At 43.9% G+C, this 19,191-nt stretch carries 15 protein-coding genes; all 15 read right to left on the minus strand.

Translation table 11 applies throughout. The features are described from left to right. Window positions 1–204: 204 nt before the first annotated feature. Window positions 205–1,428, minus strand: coding sequence for a glycoside hydrolase family 130 protein (locus QFZ77_RS30800; RefSeq protein ID WP_307445736.1), 1,224 nt, complete (start codon window positions 1,426–1,428; stop codon window positions 205–207). Window positions 1,429–1,489: 61 nt separating this feature from the next. Beyond that, complete coding sequence (locus tag QFZ77_RS30805; protein ID WP_307445738.1) at window positions 1,490–3,202, minus strand: hypothetical protein; 1,713 nt, start codon at window positions 3,200–3,202, stop codon at window positions 1,490–1,492. A 35-nt stretch (window positions 3,203–3,237) separates the two neighbouring features. Further along, window positions 3,238–4,113 carry a carbohydrate ABC transporter permease gene (locus QFZ77_RS30810; RefSeq protein ID WP_307445740.1) on the minus strand — a complete coding sequence of 292 codons (876 nt, stop codon included), beginning with the start codon at window positions 4,111–4,113 and terminating at the stop codon, window positions 3,238–3,240. 14 nt (window positions 4,114–4,127) lie between these two features. After that, complete coding sequence (locus QFZ77_RS30815) at window positions 4,128–5,042, minus strand: ABC transporter permease (protein ID WP_307445743.1); 915 nt, start codon at window positions 5,040–5,042, stop codon at window positions 4,128–4,130. A gap of 207 nt (window positions 5,043–5,249) precedes the next feature. After that, entirely contained in the window at window positions 5,250–6,086 is an 837-nt protein-coding gene (locus QFZ77_RS30820) for an IS3 family transposase (protein WP_307434634.1), read from the minus strand. Then, entirely contained in the window at window positions 6,083–6,412 is a 330-nt protein-coding gene (locus QFZ77_RS30825) for a helix-turn-helix domain-containing protein (protein ID WP_307434631.1), read from the minus strand. The genes QFZ77_RS30820 and QFZ77_RS30825 overlap by 4 nt, the downstream gene beginning before the upstream one ends. Before the next feature lie 103 nt (window positions 6,413–6,515). Then, the gene (locus tag QFZ77_RS30830; protein WP_307445744.1) at window positions 6,516–8,033 is read right to left on the minus strand and encodes a DUF3502 domain-containing protein; all 1,518 of its coding nucleotides are present in this window, start codon (window positions 8,031–8,033) and stop codon (window positions 6,516–6,518) included. A 218-nt stretch (window positions 8,034–8,251) separates the two neighbouring features. Next, window positions 8,252–10,513 (minus strand): AraC family transcriptional regulator, encoded by a 2,262-nt coding sequence (locus QFZ77_RS30835; protein ID WP_307445745.1) that lies wholly within the window; start codon window positions 10,511–10,513, stop codon window positions 8,252–8,254. 285 nt (window positions 10,514–10,798) lie between these two features. After that, a complete protein-coding gene (locus QFZ77_RS30840) occupies window positions 10,799–11,044 on the minus strand; it encodes an ATP-binding cassette domain-containing protein (RefSeq protein WP_307445747.1) in 246 nt (81 codons plus the stop codon). Then, window positions 11,037–11,372, minus strand: coding sequence for an ATP-binding cassette domain-containing protein (locus tag QFZ77_RS30845; RefSeq protein ID WP_307445749.1), 336 nt, complete (start codon window positions 11,370–11,372; stop codon window positions 11,037–11,039). Before QFZ77_RS30845 ends, QFZ77_RS30840 begins: the two co-directional genes overlap by 8 nt. A 95-nt stretch (window positions 11,373–11,467) precedes the next feature. Further along, window positions 11,468–12,559, minus strand: a complete 1,092-nt coding sequence (locus tag QFZ77_RS30850; protein WP_307445751.1) for a GerAB/ArcD/ProY family transporter — start codon at window positions 12,557–12,559, stop codon at window positions 11,468–11,470. A 13-nt stretch (window positions 12,560–12,572) separates the two neighbouring features. Further along, window positions 12,573–13,718 (minus strand): Ger(x)C family spore germination protein, encoded by a 1,146-nt coding sequence (locus QFZ77_RS30855; RefSeq protein ID WP_307445754.1) that lies wholly within the window; start codon window positions 13,716–13,718, stop codon window positions 12,573–12,575. A gap of 36 nt (window positions 13,719–13,754) precedes the next feature. Beyond that, complete coding sequence (locus tag QFZ77_RS30860) at window positions 13,755–15,200, minus strand: spore germination protein (protein ID WP_307445756.1); 1,446 nt, start codon at window positions 15,198–15,200, stop codon at window positions 13,755–13,757. Window positions 15,201–15,416: 216 nt separating this feature from the next. Then, the gene (locus tag QFZ77_RS30865; protein WP_307445758.1) at window positions 15,417–15,863 is read right to left on the minus strand and encodes a Dps family protein; all 447 of its coding nucleotides are present in this window, start codon (window positions 15,861–15,863) and stop codon (window positions 15,417–15,419) included. Window positions 15,864–16,061: 198 nt separating this feature from the next. After that, window positions 16,062–19,142, minus strand: a complete 3,081-nt coding sequence (gene ileS / locus QFZ77_RS30870; protein WP_307445760.1) for an isoleucine--tRNA ligase — start codon at window positions 19,140–19,142, stop codon at window positions 16,062–16,064. Window positions 19,143–19,191: the final 49 nt, after the last annotated feature.

Genomic DNA, 19,191 nt, shown 5'->3' on the forward strand with positions numbered 1-19,191 from the left:
AAAAAGGTTTTTGATAAGTTCGCTAGGAAACGAGAAAAACTTACTTCGACAGCATAGAGCTAATCGCGCTACATATAGACCACCTACTCTCATATTTATCATATATTTCCTAAAAATTTAAGCGCTTACATTCAATGGGTTAAACCGGCCATTCATCGAAAATTCTCGATTTCTTGCACCGATTTATTATATGGCTCGTCTAAATTACTCCTCTATCTTCTGTCCATTAGCGTTAAATTGCTGCACATACTCCACCAACTCTGCGAAATTCACCCAAGAAATGCCCACCTTCTGATCTGCAGCGCCATAAGACATAATCAGATCATCTCCTGCAATAATTCCGCCTGTTGTAAACAAGCACGGCGTAGGATAATCGCTCGGCATCTCCCAAGCCTGCTGGGCGTACATTACGCGGTCAGAGCATCGATGCGCCACAATCGGGAAGTCGTTATCCTGCTCGCGTACGATCAGGAAGGATTGGGTGTAACCATAGTGGATATCCTTCTTGCCATGATAAGAAACGAGCCACTCGTTAGCTGAAATCTTGAGCGGTGCCCAGCTTGCTCCGATCCGGTTGTCCTCCCAGTGGAATTGGCTGGTTGCCAGCAGCCGATGGGTTACCCGATCTGTTGCAAAATCCTCTAATTTCTCCGCTGCAGCCAGGTAGATCGACGGTTTCTTTATTTGGGATCCTTGCGGGAAACATGCAGGCGTCATCGGACGGTGAAGCATCACATATTGCAGTCTCCCATCAATCCGCATTTTGTCGGGGAAAAGGAAAACATCGCGGTTGTCGCTTACATGGCCTTCCGTCAATGGGCATACATAGATAAAGGCTTCTTCATAGCGGCCTGCTTTCAGCATGTCCAAATCCAGCTTATACAGGACGGTTACGGTATTGTTGGTCCGAGCTGCAACGGTGAATGCATCATCGCCCTCATTCACCCACTCAGGCACATAGTCGTTGCGAGTATCAATCGAAGGCTCCTGATCAATGAGCCAATACGGGCCCGGCGCAAACATCCGGCATGCCACGGATAGATACAGCTCCCCTTCCACTGGAAATATGCGCGGATCCTCGATGCAGCCGTTGGAATAATCGCGCACCCGGTTACCGTGTATGTCCGTAATGTAGATGTCTTCGAAACCCTCATTCAGAGCAGGAGCAAGTGCAGGCCTGGAAAAATCGGCATCCCACGTCTTGCCCATGTCGCTGCTTACCGCGTACCCCAGAAAGATCGGATACGGGTCGTGCTTACCTTCCTTGCGTTTCTGAGACCATGGACCCGTAGCCCGAAATAGCATATGCAGCTTATCGGAAGCAGGATCTTTTACAATAGCCGGGTTTAGCACCATTTTGCTCGCCCACTCACAGCCGGGAACCGGTTCGAGCACCGGCTGCGGGGAATATCGGAAATGCGGCATCATGAAGTTGTCCCTCCTGTTTTTGAGATTATCAGATCAGATATTTGGCGTCCACGGGTCACATCTACACATCCTCTGCCATAAATGAGACTTCATTATTCCGGAATAGCTGCCCAATTCGTTCCGGCTTCACTGGGATGGTGATGCCCATCTTCCGCCCTTGCTTCTCGCACCAGGCATATAGTGAGCCATCGTTAACTTCGCTGCCGGTTTGCAATTCTTCCACTCGTTCCGACAATGTAAACAAAAACACCCATGCTGCTTGATTCCATTTATGGAAATCGAATTCTTTCCTCAGTCCTTCATAGATAATGTAATCGATGCCTAGGGTGCCTTCTTGCTCTGAGCGGGTGATCGCAATAAGGGGCGCTCCCATGTCCGAAAAGGCGGACAACTGCTTGACCCGCACAGTTTGACTCCCGATGACAACTGCAGCATCGTAATCATGCTTGTTGCCGGATAAATAATCCAACCCTTCGGTATAACCTCCGATTTCGATACGGATCCTGATATCCTCCGCATCCAACACTCCGTTAACAGGATCCAATGCGGGATGCCAATCCCCGAAATCGAGCGCCATATTGATGCCGAACACGATATCACTCTTATCCTGCACCCCTGTGAAGACAGCCGACGAAAAGTCCTTGCCGTCTTTCAAAAAGCGCAGCTGCACATAGGCCGCCTTGCCGTGGTTATCAACATAAGCAATCAGATTTTCTCGTTGGTTCCACATCATGTCCTTTGTGAAAGAGCCTAGACAGTATGCTTCGTGCATGTACGTGGTGGCATAGCTCTGGTACCCCGTCTCCTCTTCGTCGAATATAGGGCAGCGTAAGTGCCGTTCTTCTTCCGAGCTGAAATAAGACAGCAGCTCCTCCGGACAACGGACCGATTGCGGGTCAGGGGCAGGGTCATTTTCCAATACGTGTCTTATTATTTCGTACTCCAAGCTGCTCCTATTAAGCATTGGAGAATAGGAGCGGCTATGCGGACCCGCCCATTCCTTCGTACGCGGGTGGTAACGCTCAGCCGCCATTTTCCAAGCGATGTGCTGCAGCCGCTCTGTCAGCCTTATGGAATCAGGATCCTTGGTCTCCTTATGAATATGGTGGAGCTCCTCAATCGTAATCGGCGTATAGCAGGGGCTATTGAATTCGACAAAAGTTCCCAGCCGCATGGTGTAATCGTAAAGCCGCTGCAGCCGATTCCGGCCGTATTGCACCAGCTTCTCTTGTCCGATTACCTCGCCGCCAACAAGTGTAACGAAAGCCCCCATGACCGCTATATTTGTATAGCCGGGGCCGACATCCCGTTTCACGATCGCTTGACAAGCGCGTCCTATTGCCTCTGTCAATCCTTGTCTGAGCGCTTCGCTTAAACGATTCCCGTAGTGCTTCAGCGCCAAGACCAGCTTCTTGCCGATGAAATCGGCGTAGTTCCAATCCGGAGAGTCCATCTGATCCAAGAGCTCCTCATAATAATAGGACCATAAACCATAAGTAGGACTGTCCTGACGCGTGTCCTGCAATTGCAAAATAACCGATAATATATCTTCCGCCCGTTCCACATAATCAGGCAGCTCACTATCCAACAAATCCAACGCATATACGACAGACAAATAAGTATCATGCACATAAGGATAGGAATCCTTTTTAAGAGCTGTATGGTATGTTTTTGTAATTGGTCCATACTGTAGTTTTACTGCTGGATTGTATGAGGCTTCCCGCTCCGAAAGACTTGCCATAAGATGCTCATTATTGCTGTAAATAGACATCATTTATCCTCCACAAATTAGAAAGTGAACTCATAGAATCAGCCCTTGACCGCGCCAATCGTCATCCCCTTGATGAAATAGCGCTGCAGAAATGGGTACAAGAATATGATCGGCCCAATCGTGATACATACCGTCGATAGCTGAACGCCTGACGCTGAAACAGGAATGTTTACATTCACATTTAAATAATCTAAATTCTGTGCATTGGAAATAATTCTTCTTAACATCATCTGCAGCGGATGATTGTACGGATTATCAATAAACATTAGCGCATTAAACCAGTCATTCCAGTAGGAAAGCGCATAAAACAAGGTGATGGTTGCAATAACAGGCATAGAGATCGGCCAGATGATCCGGAAGAAGATATATAGCTCATGCGCTCCATCCACGGTCGCTGCTTCATTTAATTCGAAAGGAAGCGTACGAAAATAGGAGGTCATCAAGAATGCGTTGAATGCGGAGAACAAGTGCGGCAAGATTAACGCTAATAACGAGTCCCGCAAGTTCAGCCAGTTGGAGATGAGCAAATAATAACCTACCAGACCAGGTGCAAACAGCAACGTGAAATAAATGTAAAAAGAAAGGAAATTCCGATATTTCACCTTAAGATGAGCTGCAACATAGGAGAACATGGAAGTCATGAGCACGGCGCAGACGGTACCGACCACAGTAATAAAAATGGATACAAAGCCGCTTCTGTACACCTGACTGCCCTCAAATAAGAAGCGATAGGAATCAAGTGTAAATTCCTTAGGGAATATTTGAAAGCCTTTGACAATCAGATGCTCCGCTGTGAACGATCCGATATACACAAGCCAGAAGGGAATAAGGCAAATCAGGGCAAACAAACCTATGAATACATATGCCACGGCGGACACGGTCCATTGGGATGTATCTCGTTGTTTCAATAACATACCAAAGCTCCTCTCTAGAATAACTTCGAGTCATTATCAACCCGGCGGACAACCCAATTGAAGAAAAGAATGGTGATAAAACCCATTACCGACTGGAATAATGCTACTGCCGCCGCATTGCTGTAGCTGTTCATGTTTCCGACATCCCTCAAGGATCGGTACGTGTAAGTATCGATGACATCCGTAGCCTTGAAGAGCAGAGAATTGTCTCCTATAATTCCATAAATCAAACCAAAATCACCATAGAAGATACGTCCCAGCGCTAAAAGTGTCAGTACGATAATGGTCGGCCGGAGCAGCGGCAGGGTAATATGCCAGATCTGCTGCCATCTCTTGGCACCATCGATTCTTGCGCTTTCATAATATTCTTCAGAGAACCCGGTTATCGTCGCAAGATAAATAATCGAACCCCACCCGGCTCCCTTCCATACGAATATGAATGTCAAAAGCATAGGCCAGACTGATGGCGTCTGAAACCAATCGACCGTCTGGAAACCGGCATCCTTCAACACCCGATTAATCATGCCATCCTGCCCATTAAAGAAATTCATGACCATCAGGTTAATGACGATAATGGAAATAAAATGCGGCAAAATCACAAGTGATTGGGCTACCTTCTTGAAAAACACTTGTCTAATTTCATTCAGAAGCAGGGCGATTAATAAAGAGCATATGGTACCTGCCGTAATGAATAGAAGATTCAAAAATACAGTATTTAATGTAACCGCCAACCAATCCGGACCTGTAAAAAAAAACGTAAGATTATCGAGTCCCACCCATCGGCTCCCCCAGATCCCCTTAGCAGGTATAAACTGCTTGAAGGCCAATAGATGTGCGGACATTGGTAAATAAGAAAAAATAAATACGTACACAATCACGGGAAGCGCCATAGCATACAGCCACTTGTTCTTCCTGAGTTCCAGTATCATAATGCTCACCTTTCCTTTCGTATCTATTTGAATATTACGCATTCCTGAAGCTGCGCGTATAGTCTTGCTTTTATCAATGAGTTTGAACTGTAACACTCTATAGAGGTTCGAATTCTATCACTCACGGAAGTACGGAGTTTACCAATAAAAAAAAGCCGGAGACCTTGATTTGGTCAAGACCCCGTTTAGTGGACATTGGAAAAAGCCCTATGCAACAAGCTGGCGCCGGTATTCAACCGGTGTCAGCTTGTTTAGTTTTCGTTGAGCACGATCTTCATTGTAAAATTGGATAAATTCCTCGATTCGCCTTTGTGCCTCATCAATAGATCGTATATCATAGGGATAGAGTGCTTCGACTTTAAGATGAGAGAAGAAGCTTTCTATCGAGGCGTTGTCATAACAATTTCCTCGGCGTGACATGCTGATTTGGGCTCCAACCTGTGGCAGCATGTCGTGATAAGCATGAGACGTGTACTGGCTTCCTTGATCACTGTGAATGATCAATCCAGTCACGTCTTTATGTTTTTTGAATGCCTTCTTAAAGGTCTCTAGAACAAGTGGATTGTCGTTGTTCCTACTTATATGGTAGGCAATGATTTCGTTATTCCAGAGATCCTTAACGGCTGACAGATAGATTCTTTCATCCAATACCCGATACTGGGTTACGTCGGTTACCCATTTTAGATTGGGGGCGTCTGCATTGAAATTCCGTTGTAACAGATTCTCTGCGATTCGGCCATCCTCTACGGCTGCTTGCTGACTTGTACGGTGAACATATTTGCGGCGGATAACAGCCTGAATGCCCAGCTCCTGCATTAAACGCAATACCTTCTTATGATTAACCACAAGGCCATGCTGGCGGTACAACTCATCCTGTACGCGTCGGTAGCCGACAGTCTTGTTACGCCGTTCGAATATGGCTGTAATTTGCAGTTTCAGATCTTCGTCAGGATCATGGTTGCTTCTTTTCAGATAGCTATAGTATCCACTACGACTGATGCCAAGGTATTGGCATAATCCTTTTATGCTTTGTCTGTTCTTCATTTGGTCGACAACGATGTGCTTACAGTATGCACCTCCTGATTCAAGATTTGTAACCACTTTTTTAGCACGTCTACCTCCAATTGTAGCCTACGGAGTTCGCGCTCTTGTTCGGTCTCCGTTCGTTTTGGATCTCCCCGACCATCCTTAAATGCGGTGTCTCCAACTTCCCGATACTTCCTCACCCATACCTTAATTCGATCTTTATCCTGAACTCCCAAATGAATAGCAATGGACCTCTGACTCCAGCCCTCCACCGTGTGAAGACGAATTGCCTCCATCTTAAGTGATTCAGGATAATGCTTAAACTTTTGCCCTTTCAAAGCCATAAAAAAACACCCCCTAGAATTTCATCGGTTTAACCCTAGGGTTTTTCCAATGTCTATTCTAAAGGGTGCACTTCAATTCAAGGTCTCCGGCTTATTGGGCCGCTTACTTCTTTTTGCTGGCCAGATATGCATCCAGCTGCTTTTGATACTCCCCTTGGATTTTCTTGACATTGGCATATGCCTTATCCTTAAACTTCGCTAAACCCTCTTTTGGTTCAACCAGACCCAATACAATCGGTTCATAAAGTTCTTTGCCCGCATTGCTCAATTGTGCGACTTCGTTGGATACTGGGCTTGGATCGAAGGTGAATCCCGCGAGAATATCCGTTGTAAAATTATTAGGATCCCGCTGCCACTTGTTCAGCTTGATAACGTCTTCAGGCAAGCTGGCATCGATACGATCCAACTTGGGGTTCCAACCCCAAGCGAAAGGAATGCCGGCATAAGGGCTTGCTTTGATGGGTTTATAAAGGCCTTCGCCCGCATCTTCCCAATTTTTACCTTTTATTCCGTAGGCAAGCAAGTCGTAATTATCCTTCTGGTTCAGCCAATTGATGAATTGAATGGCGCGTTCTTTGTTTTTACTGATAACAGGGACGGCAATAAAGTTTCCTGCTTTGAACGTTGAGGCCAGTTTCATGCTGGGATCAAACAAACTGAATGCTTCCGCAGTTGCTCCCGGAACTGACTTTTCTAGAGAAGTTCGGGTGCTAAGACCTACACCGAAATCAAAGAAGGTTGTTACAGCCGCTTTTCCTTTAGCGAATTCCGCATTTTTGAGCAGAAGGGCATCTTTGGCAAGAATCCCATCCTGATAGAGCTTGTAATTTTGTTCGAAATTTTTCATGATCATAGGGTCCATGTTATCAAAGATATTATAGACCTTTCCATCATTGCCTTTGGTATACAGACTCGGATAATTCAATACTGCGGTAAGATTAGCTTTCGGATCAAGCATACCTGCCATCCTCAATCCAACATGTTCAGAACCGTTAGGGATGTACGGGGTAATCTCAGGAGCCTTTTCTTTCACGGCATACATAAATTTGACCAGATCATCATAGCTCTTGATCGGAGCAATGCCCAGCTTCTCCCGGATGTCCTTGCGTATAACAAACGTCCACGGACGAATGAAATTCACTTCAAGCGGAACCGCGTACAGTTTGCCGTTTACTTTGTTGGCTTCCAGCAGCTGCGCAGAGCGATTGCTCTTAATCTCAGGTCCATACTTGTCAATGAATGAGTCTAATGGTTCGTAGAGTCCGGCGGCAATATTTTGATACGGATTATTGTCCCAGATCAGATCGTAGTCTTCCGCGGAGGACAATGCGACTTGACGTTTTTGAAGAACATCTGCCCATGGAATAAAAACCACATTAAGCTTCACATTGAGTGGATCTGCCAGACGGTTCTCCATCTCCCCCTTGACTTCACTCCAGTTGGCCGGCGGGTCTCCAGGAAACATGATTTTCAATGTAACCGGATTCAATTTTGCAGCCATGGTGGCTGCCGGTTTGCCAGTTTCGGATGGCTCTTCCTGTTTCGAACCGCAACCAGCCAATGTTCCCGCTAGTATAAGCGACACGGCCAATAACATGGATCCTTTACTTCTTAATTTCATCGTTGTAACCCCTCCTATTTAAATGACAAACCGAGCATAGCTCCGTATCGATGGTTTGCATTCTGGCTTCGTGCATCCCGCTTGCTCGGCTTCGTGTTTGTATCATAAACGGATTGTAGATGCTCCGTATAGTCCGGTATCTATCAATCAGTACGAATTGTCACAAATCAGGAGAGTACATAATTTTCAACAAACAAAGTACGAATTTTATGCTTTGCTTATGTTTTTTGCATACGGTATTGGTTCGGCGTCATCCCGGTTGCTCGTTTGAATGTAGAGAAGAAGGTGCTCTTGGTTTGAAATCCGGACTGTTCCGTTATATCTGCTACGGTCCAATCGGTCGTTGTAAGCAGCTTGACGGCATGCTCTATCCGTTGGTTTGTAATAAAATCAGACAATGAGCAATGGAAATGGTCCTTGAATATTTGTCTGGCATAGTTCACCGACATGGACACATGATCAGCGATGTCATCCACGGAGAGCATCGGATTGTGAAGATGGTTCCTCACATATTCGATCATCTCCGCAGCAACATCTTCCTTTCGGCTGGAGACATTCTTCTTGCGGTGCCAGTCTATGATCTGCAGCATCTCCTGATACATCCACAATTTTACTTCCCCAAGGGTTGCAAATTGCTCAAGGAAGGAATGGATATTCTTCATCCCATGAAACGTTGTATGGTTCTTGAAGCTTTTCATGATCGAATAGATGATGTGAGTCAGCTGCAGCTTGCATTCCTCATAGCTTAGCTCCTGCATATGCAAGGTAAGCTCATCAAAATAGCCTTCAAGCGCCTTTTCATTCTTGAGCTGGACAGAGTGAATAACTTGCTTTAGCAAGGCTTCGTCGAGATCACTGTCTTTGCCTCGTTCATACCGCTCCAGATCTTCGGAGGTAAACACCCTGTCCTCATCATTTATGAATCTCATTAACGTTAATTCGTATAGCTGGGTATAAATAATTGGCAGGTTCTCCTCAACATCGAGTACTGAGCTGACAGCTGCATGCACTTCTAGCTTAAGCCATTGCCGTATCTGAACCCGTACGTCCTCAATCGCTCCGATTGCTTGTGCCATGTCGTCCTCTAAAGCAGGTGAGGAAATGAGCGCCACGATGTGATCGGTGCCGAAATCGACCGTTTCCGCTGCATACCCGTGATTCGCTAGGACTTCGGCCATAATGTTTCCCATGGCAAAGCGCAATAATTTTCGCGAAGCGAAATCATAATGCTCTTCGAAGCGTCCGTACGATTCTAGACGAATGATAGCCATTCGGAACCATCCCGTGCTGAGAATTTGGGTTTGGTTTCTAATAAACTCTTCAATCGGTTTGGAAGACTTCGAATTAAGAATCCATTGGCGTAAGAAATCATCTTTCACCAAAGCTTTGCTGCTCTTAATCGATAAATCCAATTGTTCGATCTTATCAACGAGTGAATGGAAACCGGAATGAATCCACGCCATCTCATTATTGGCATTCATTGTCTGCATGATAGGATGCTCTTTCCCTAGCTTGCTTTTTATTTGATGGGCCAAGTCACTAAGAGGCTTCAAGCTGCGATACGATTGCCAAAACAAGTATAACAGCAGGGTTAACAGCAGGAAGATCGAAGAACCAATAATTTCGATCCGGATTTTGGTTACCTTTGCTTGCCATAAAGAGATCGGCGACAAGTGATAAACATTCCATCCTTCGATAGGCAACCGTTCTGTCTGAATGGACCAGGTCTCATTGCCGGACTTCCATTTCCAGTTCTGTACTGCTGCTGATTTATCCATTTCCATTAATTCTTTCGTTAGCGCAGGTTCCGTATTACCCAGAATGAACTCCTTATTCTTGCCTTCAATATAAATTTTGTTCTGATCTTTCTCCGATATCTGCAGCATGTTCACATTTAACAATGGTTTACTGAACAGAATCGCTACAAATCCCTGATAGTTCTGATTAGGCCCGGCTGCCGGTACGACAAGGGCCAGAAACGTTTCTCCTTCCACCTCATGATTAACATACTGCAGATACGGTGTTTTTTGACCCTTAATGTAGTTCAACATGCTTTGGTCATAAAAATCCTGCGTCGTGTAGATACTTGATTCTGAGGTGTAGATTTGGTCAATATTGAAGTTTATTAAATAAATACCGTGAATGAAAGGTTCGCTGCTCATAAATTCCCTTACACTTGTCGCGGCTTTATTCAATGACAATGGGGAATAATCGTTCTTCTCCATGTTCATCCAGAGTGCAATACTTTCATCCGAATAGACTTTCAAAGCAAACTGACGTAATTTCTGCAAGGTAAATTCCGAGGTTTTAACAACTTGTTTCATTTTCTCTTGATTAGACTTGCCCATTTCATCAATTGCGTTTCGAGCGAACTGCTGACTCAGGAACATAGTGAACACTAAGGTGAGCAAGCTCACGGCAATGCAGGAATACAAAAATATGTTTAAATACATCTTCTTCGGCTTTATCCGGCTCCACATGGTACACCCTTCTTTCTCAATGATCCACAAAAACAATATGACAGGATTCCTATTTTGTCCAGTATGAATCTTACCAAAGAAGTGCGAATTTTATTAAATGAGCAGAGTCTATCTTTGCTAATAAAAAAAGACATCCGGTTGTTAGATGGATATATCTTATAAATCAAATAATTTATTGAAAACAAAATAACCGGAACCCTTATTTCTCAAGGAGTTCCGGTCTTATAAACACTAAACAACTTTTTATTGTTTATTACTCACTTCATTTAAATTGATGTTCAACTATCAAGCCAACGTTCGCGCAATAGCAATACGCTGCTGCTGTCCACCAGATAGCTCTGATGGAAAATGCTTCTTACGATCCAGCAAGTCCACCGCTTCCAGTGCATGTAAAATGAGAGGCTCTCTTTCCTTTTTGCTCATTCCCCGATAAATCAAAGGCAACTCCACATTCTCGTAGGCACTTAATCTCGGCAGCAGGTTAAAATTCTGAAAAACAAATCCAATCTTCTGATTATGAATCTCAGGCAAGTTGATAATCCTTAAGCAAGTTTATTGCTTGACCATCAAGGTCATAAACACCTTTATCTACAATATCCAAACACCGGATTATGTTCATCAGTGTGGATTTGCCGGAACCTAATGGCCCCATAATGGCTACGAACTCTCCTTGATCAATATCTAACGAGACATCATCTAATGCTTTAATCGTTTCCTCGCCTATCGTATAGTATTTACTGCGAGCGTCACCAGATGAACCGGATGCTTTCCTATTGTCTAATCGTTCGTCGATCCTCATATATGAACTCAGTATAGTATTTCTATCGTCGATATTTTGTTCAGACCCTCGGATTTCCAAATCCGGTTCATCCTCGATTCTCAATTGTCCAATGATGCATTAAATTAACGATTTGACTTCTTAAGACAACTACTGTATCGGCAATAGCAAAAAAGTTAATCACAACGAGTTCGAACGCGGCGAAAATGCCCAACAATCAACATGACAATAGGAAGCGCTATAATATTGATTGGAAATACATACTTAATCCACACACGATCTGCATATTCCATGACCGAAACTGCATTTAACGGGATAATCGATATGATGAAAAGAAAGGCTGCCACAAATAGGACCAAGCTCTTTGAGTTCTTTATGTTTAAGAGCTGTGCCGTTCCATAGCTATTAATAAAGAGATATAAGGATAATTTCACAAAAACACTGAAAATCCATATAAAAATAATCCAAACATCCATATTTTGTACAAAATCAAGAAATGAAATAAACCGAACCATCGTAAAATACGGGTAAAAAAGCTGTCCGCCCATCTTTGTTCCGAATGTGGTAATAACCATTATTGTCGATACAGTAACAAGAAGAGACGGAAACAGAATCGCCATCAATGCATACTTTAATGAACGTTCCGGCTTCAATAAAAAAGGTGTAATCATCATGATCATGATGGATTCACCGAGAAATGAGGCATTGTGTAAGGAACCCTTTAGTATCGGTAGCAATCCGGTATCTGCATAAACGGGCAAAAGCAGCTTAAGCTTTAAATTGGTCGTGTTCAATAGAAGGGTAAACACAATTCCCAAGACGATCAACGGACCTGCTATTTCACTAAACCTGGCTATACCCTCAATACCTCCTTTGTAATTGACGTAGATCATAGCTGTAATCATAATAATGGAAATGACCCAAGACGGAGTATCGTGAAAAAGCATTTGTTGGAGAAACTCCGACATGACCCGCAAAATTACAGCCGCGACCGTATACCAACCGGCAAAGTAAAGGAGACAGACTGTTCTGCCAACCCATTTACCCAAAATATGTTGACTGAATTGTACAATCGTTAGAGATGGGAAAAGTGAGCTTAGTTTTGTGACTGAATAAGTGATCGCCATACCGACAATTCCGGCCAGAATAAGAGAAATCCAAGCATCCTGGTTGGCTTTTTGAATGGTTGGAGCAATGGTCAACCAAATCGTCATACTAATTTCTACGGTTGCCATCAGCCAAAACAATTGCCAGTTGGATATCTTCATTTCAGCTCTCCTTTTATTGAATCAATCGTTTTCCTAAGTTTCCGACCCGCATAATTTGGATATCTACATGAACGGTTACCCGCAAGTTTGGAAAAATCCGATCCCAGTTGTCCTTTAATGATTTCCACTGATACGGGTGCTCTCTATGCAGCGCTTCCCCAAAACCGAAGATGTCTTGTCCGTACTTTTCCTGCACGATTTTTATCGTTTTTTCGATTTTTTCTTTCTCTTTTTTATTCAATTTTCGGTTGATATCCTTTAAAATTTCGGATTTGGAAAGGTCAGCACTCGATTGGCTCTCTAATAGCCTCCCCTTACCGGATAATTGGACTTCAACAGTAATTTTATCTTGGTTAATGTGAGTGATGATTGTACTTTTCAAGTTAGACACATAGAGTGAATACCTTCCACTTTCAAGCGATTGCGTTAAATACTTATCTTTCAATATCCCTTTAACCCATAACGATTGCATTGTTTCCATGCGCCCCAAAAATCCGGCCATTTTTAAGTCTTTGTTGAATACGGCCAGGGAATCGATAAGAAATATTTTTTCCTGGTTTTGCTTTTGCGGCGATAGCTTAATGACCGGCATAACCGGTCTTATCCCTTGACTGGTAGCATCTAAGAAAAAGTCCCGAAGAGCAACATCCCCAATACGGCAAAACTTATCCTGGTCAACTGCCGCAATAGCTGAAAATTGGCTAAATGGGCTGTTGATTTCCAACGCGTCTTTACCCTCACCGTCCTGTACGACAAAAATATCAGTCCTTAACCGCGTATCGGAATTTCTGGTGTATTGATCCACAATATCCTTAATCCCTCGACGAGCAAGATTCTCCCCGAAGAAAATGGCTCTGCGGTGCCCTATAAAGATCCTGCGCGGCAATTTCTCTTGTAATTTGTTGATGGTTTCAACTATACTCTTCCCAGTTGCCGATATGACAATATTGCCTTTGCCACTGGCCCCTTCCCCCCCTTTCTTTTTAAGAAATTGGGATGGAATTGCGATTTGGGCGCTGACTTGAATAGCTCCGTCTTTAGCCAGATCAGTTCCGCTTCCTATCCAGAATGCATAATCGTTAATCTCATTCCGATCCCAGCAGCCCGATAAAATTACGATTAGGAGGAATGCCGGTACGATCCGTTTGGTTGTTCGCATATGTATGAATCTCCATGTTCTTGGTAGATGGCATGTCTAACCAGGATTCTTCTTTACAAACCTCTTGTGCATCCGGACAAGCGTATCCTTGACCATATTGCCTGTAGAGGGCGCTACTGGCTTTAAATAAGGGACCCCAAACGATTTTAAGGTAACCAGGTGTATCAAAATCATAACAACCCCCATGGCAACACCATAAACTCCAAAAATTCCGCCTGCGAGTAAAAGCGGAAAGCGTATAAGCCTGAACGGAAGTGACATGCTGTATCTTGGGAAAGAGAACGAAGCGATACCGGTACCTGCCACAATCATAACAATCGGGGCTGATATAAATCCGGCTTGGACGGCTGCCTCACCGATGACCAGAGCGCCGACGATGCTAACTGCCGATCCTACGGCCTTGGGCAGGCGGAGTCCTGCTTCGCGTAATCCCTCAAACATCAATTCCATAAGAAACGTTTCCACTACGGTAGGGAAAGGAATCCCTTCTCTGGAGGCCGCTATACTCATCATCAGATTAAGAGGAATCATCTGCGGGTGAAACGTTGTGAGCGCTACATATAAGGAAGGCAGCAGCATGGATATTACGAAAAGCATCAAGCGGATAAACCGGACGGCCGTTACATACAGGAAGCGTTCATAGTGATCTTCCGCCGATTGAAACCCGGACCAGAAGGTCATAGGAACAACAAGCGCATTAGGAGAACCGTCCACTAGAATGGCCACTTTTCCTTCCATCAAGCTTGCGGCAACGGTATCAGGACGCTCTGTATTTAGGATTTGCGGAAATAAAGAAAAGGGATAATCTTCGATATACTCTTCGATATAACTGGCATCAAATATGCGGTCTGTTTTGATGCGGCCTATTCGATTTTTAACTTCTTGCAGCACTTCGTTACTTACATTACCTTCAACATAGGCTAAGACGATCTGTGTATTTGTCGTAGTGCCTATCCGAAACGGTTCGAATTTTAGACTAGGACTTTTAATTTTCCTGCGAATCATGCTGGTATTCGTCCGAAGTACTTCCGTAAAGCCTTCCTTGGGTCCGCGGATCGTAGTTTCATTCGAAGGCTCGTCTACAGTCCGCTGCTTATATTCATTTATATCTGCCAGCAGCGCATGTTCCCAGCCATTAACAAGAATGACCGTCTTCCCCTCCAGGATAGCTTCCGAAGCCTCGTTCAAACAGAATATTTGTTTAAAGCTCGATAACTCAGCCTGATTCAGGGCAACATCTACAGCTGATCCTTTATTTCCGTAAAGATCCGCTCTTAAAGCTGCTAAGGAGGGAATAATAGCTTGCTCCATAAGACTAGTACTTGTAAATCCATCCAAATATATGAGGAGATTTTGAACATTTCCATTCACATGCAAAGGGCGGAATAAGATGTCGGAGCAATTACGGAACACAGCTTTGAGCGCTGCTTCGTTAACAACAAGGCTTTTATGAACGGGACTGATTGGCTCTTCTGGTTTCATTATTGAATTATCACTCCGTATGTAATAATTTGCTTAGTATGAACCCGTTGTTGGAATAGTATACCAATCATATATAATTTCTGGTTATACCCTCTGAAAGCCCGATAAATTGTAAATGCTTGGTTAAGCATAAAAAAAAGAAGCTAAATCAGGTTGCTGCAGCATACCGATTTAACTTCATTTAGCATTGCACAAACACAAAACAATAAAATTCCTTTATTCAAGAAATGAATGCAACATCCAAACATGCTTTTCCAAGGATGTGTGAATCACCAGCAACATATCTGCGGTTGTTTCGTCTTTGAGTGATTCTGCTAAAGCCATTCCTTCCCTTAATTCTACAATCATAATTTCAAAATCATGAGCGATGGTTTTCACCATTTGATCAGCATTTTCTGTTCCGGCTGCTTCTTTCACAGAGGAATGGTTTAAATAGTCTACCATTCTCGCCATCGGCTTCCCTTTAATAGCCAGTACCCGCTCAGCTAAATCATCAAAATGAAGCGCTACTTCGTTATATAATTCTTCAAATTTGAGATGAAGCGTAAAAAACTGATGTCCTTTCACATACCAATGGAAGTTGTGCAGCTTCGTATACAGCACATTCAAGTTTGCGATTTGTTTATTCAATACTTCTTGCAGTGTAACGGTGGTTGTACTCATCCTATCTCGCCTCCAATATTTAATTCATTCACTCAGCATTTGATTTAACATAGTTCACCAACTTAATATACTGAAAATAATCTTCACGAACAATTCTATTTTTTCTATAAAATATATAGCTATAAACTATATTTCCTCTCACATCGATTCATTATGAACGTATAAGCAACGACTATTTGCCCATTGCCTCTAAGCCGGTTACTCAATTCGCAACCGGAAGGTTTTATCCCCAATCGGAACTATCTCCATTTCGTTTTCTTTAGCATATCTGACCTCAGAGAGTAATACATTGTCCTGCAATACATGATCAAATTGCTCCAACGCTTCTTTCAACGGAGCATCGACATCTAGAGTAAGGATCACTCTTTTTTCAATCGGTAAATCCAGCCTCTTGCGGTAATCCTGAATCGCGCGTATGACTTCACGTACAATACCTTCCTGTTCTAATTCCTCTGTTATCGTCGTATTCAAAGCAACATTGATTTGGTAACCGGACGCGGAAGCATAACCCTCTTTCCCTTGTTTTTCCACCAGCAGCTCATCCAATGAGATAAGAATTGATTCACCTGCGAGTGTGACTTCTAAGAAGCCTCTTTCCACCGTTTGTTTGGCCTCAGATGCAGATAGCTGTTTTAAATAGTTTTGAACGGGGCCGACGAATTTCCCGTATTTTTTGCCGGCAACTTTCAAGTTCAGTCTTAAATTGTAGTTGACGAAGCTGCTATCGCTTTGTTCCACTCGGATCGCTTTAACGTTGATTTCATCTTTTATGATATCCTCGAATGGGTTCAGATTAAATTCACGGTCTATCGAGACGATCAGTTCAGATAAAGGCTGGCGAGTCTTGATCCCCATTTCATTCCGGACGCTGCGTGCCAACTCGACAATTTGTCGTACGGTTTCCATGTCTTTTTCCAGCTCCCCATCAATAACATGTCCCATTACCAACGGATAATCAGTTAGATGGACGCTGCCTTCGCCGCCAAGGTTGCTGAAAATATCTTCGGCAATGAGAGGGATATACGGTGCAATCATCTGAGCAAGTGTTAACAGAACTTGGCGCAGTGTTTGGTACGCAAATACCTTGTCTTCTGTCATTTGGCTGCCCCAGAAACGGTCACGTGAGCGACGAATATACCAATTGCTAAGCTCGTCGACGAACGTTTCTATATGCTTTGCCGGGTTCAAAAAGTCATAAACCTCAAGCCCCTTCACTACGTTTTGCAAGGTGGTATTTAATCTCGATAACACCCAACAGTCTAATTCGTTCTTAGAAGTTTGCTGTGGATAGTCTTCGGGATTATATTGATCAATCGTCGCGTACAATGAATAAAAAGCATGCGTGTTGTTGATCGTATCAACCACTTTAGACTTTGCCTCGGCTACAATCTGCTTCGAAAACCTCTTGCTGTTCCACGGTGCGCTGTCAGAGAGCAGGGCCCAGCGAAACGCGTCCGCTCCGTATTCATCGATAATTTCCCATGGGTCAATGACATTCCCTTTGCTTTTGGACATCTTTAGACCATTTTCATCCAACACGTGTCCGGTTGAAATTACCGCTTTGTATGGAGATTTTCCGGTATACAATGTGGATACCGCCATCAGGCTGAAGAACCAGCCTCTCGTTTGGTCGATGCCTTCACAGATCATATCAGCAGGATACTGATCATTGAATAGCTTTTCATCACCGAACGGATGATGGTACTGGGCAAACGGCATTGAACCGCTGTCGAACCACACGTCGATCACTTCAGGCGTTCTTACCATGGTGCCTCCACAAGAGCAGTGTAATTTAACATTGTCCACATAAGGTTTATGCAGCTCCAAGTGCTCACTGATTGCTTCCACAGATTTTTCACGCATATCTTTATGACTTCCAGGCGCATACTCGGATGTGCAATCCGGGCAAATCCAGATGTTCAGCGGAGTACCCCAGTATCGATTCCGACTAATATTCCAATCCACAAGGTCTTCTAGGAATTTGCCGAAACGTCCTTCACGTATATGGGAAGGGTACCAATCGATTGTTTTGTTATTCTCGATCAACTGATCTTTGACTGCGGTCGTTTTGATGAACCAGCTTTCCATCGCATAGTAGAGCAGAGGCGATTTACACCGCCAGCAGAATGGGTAGCTGTGTTCATATCGTTCCTTCGAGAACAGCAGGTTGCGTTCGGACAAGTTTTTCACGATATCGACGTCACAATCTTTGACAAATCGTCCGGCGAAATCGGAGACTTGATCGGTATATCGTCCGGCCAAGTTCACTACGTTCACGAAATCCAATTCGTGCTGGCGGCTCGTACGGTAGTCGTCTTCCCCATACGCCGGTGCCGTATGAACGATGCCGGTACCATTCATATCGCTGACATAGTTGGCATCTACAATAATATGCCCTTTGTTCACGGTGATATAGGCGAAAGGGGGCTCATAAGCAGTTCCTATGAATTCCGAACCTTTGTGAGTAGATAAGATCTCAAAGTCCTCTTTGAAAACCTTTTCTGCAAGTTTTTTTGCAACCACATATACTTCGCCGTTTTGTCTTACTTTAACGTAATCAATGTCCCTGTTTATCGCCAGCGCCACGTTGGCCGGCAGCGTCCAAGGTGTAGTCGTCCATGAAAGGAAGATTTCTTCACCTTTCTTGCTTCTAAATTTCACGGTTGCACTCAAATCTTTTACGTCTTCATAGCCTTGCGCCACTTCATGAGAACTGAGAGTCGTTTGGCAGTCAGGGCAATATGGGCTGACGCGGTGACTTTTATACAACATCTCTTTTTTATGAATTTCAGACAAAATGTGCCAAACGCTCTCGATATAATCATTGGTCAGCGTAACGTAAGGAGCATCCATGTCAGTCCAATAAGCGATTGCTTCTGTAAGTTCGCGCCATTGCTTCTCATATTCGAACACACTACTTTTACATTTTTCAACGAATTCGGCTATTCCGTATTTCTCGATCTCTTTTTTTCCCGAAATACCCAACTGTTTTTCCACACCAAGCTCGACCGGAAGGCCATGTGTGTCCCATCCGGCTTTGCGGATAACACGGTAGCCTGACATTGTTTTATAGCGACCGATGAAATCTTTAATGACGCGTCCGAGTACATGGCCGATATGAGGCTTACCATTTGCGGTGGGAGGCCCTTCATAAAATACGAAGTTTGGGTAAGCTCCCCGGTTATCAATTGATTTGCGAAACGTATCGTTGTGGTTCCATTGATTCAAGATACGCAGCTCACGAGCCCTTGCTTTTTCTTTGACATCAACTTTTCTCATGTCTGCCATCCTTTCTCAATTTAAATATACTTTTGGAAACGCCCCAAAA

The organism is Paenibacillus sp. V4I3 (assembly GCF_030817215.1).
Taxonomy (GTDB): domain Bacteria; phylum Bacillota; class Bacilli; order Paenibacillales; family NBRC-103111; genus Paenibacillus_E.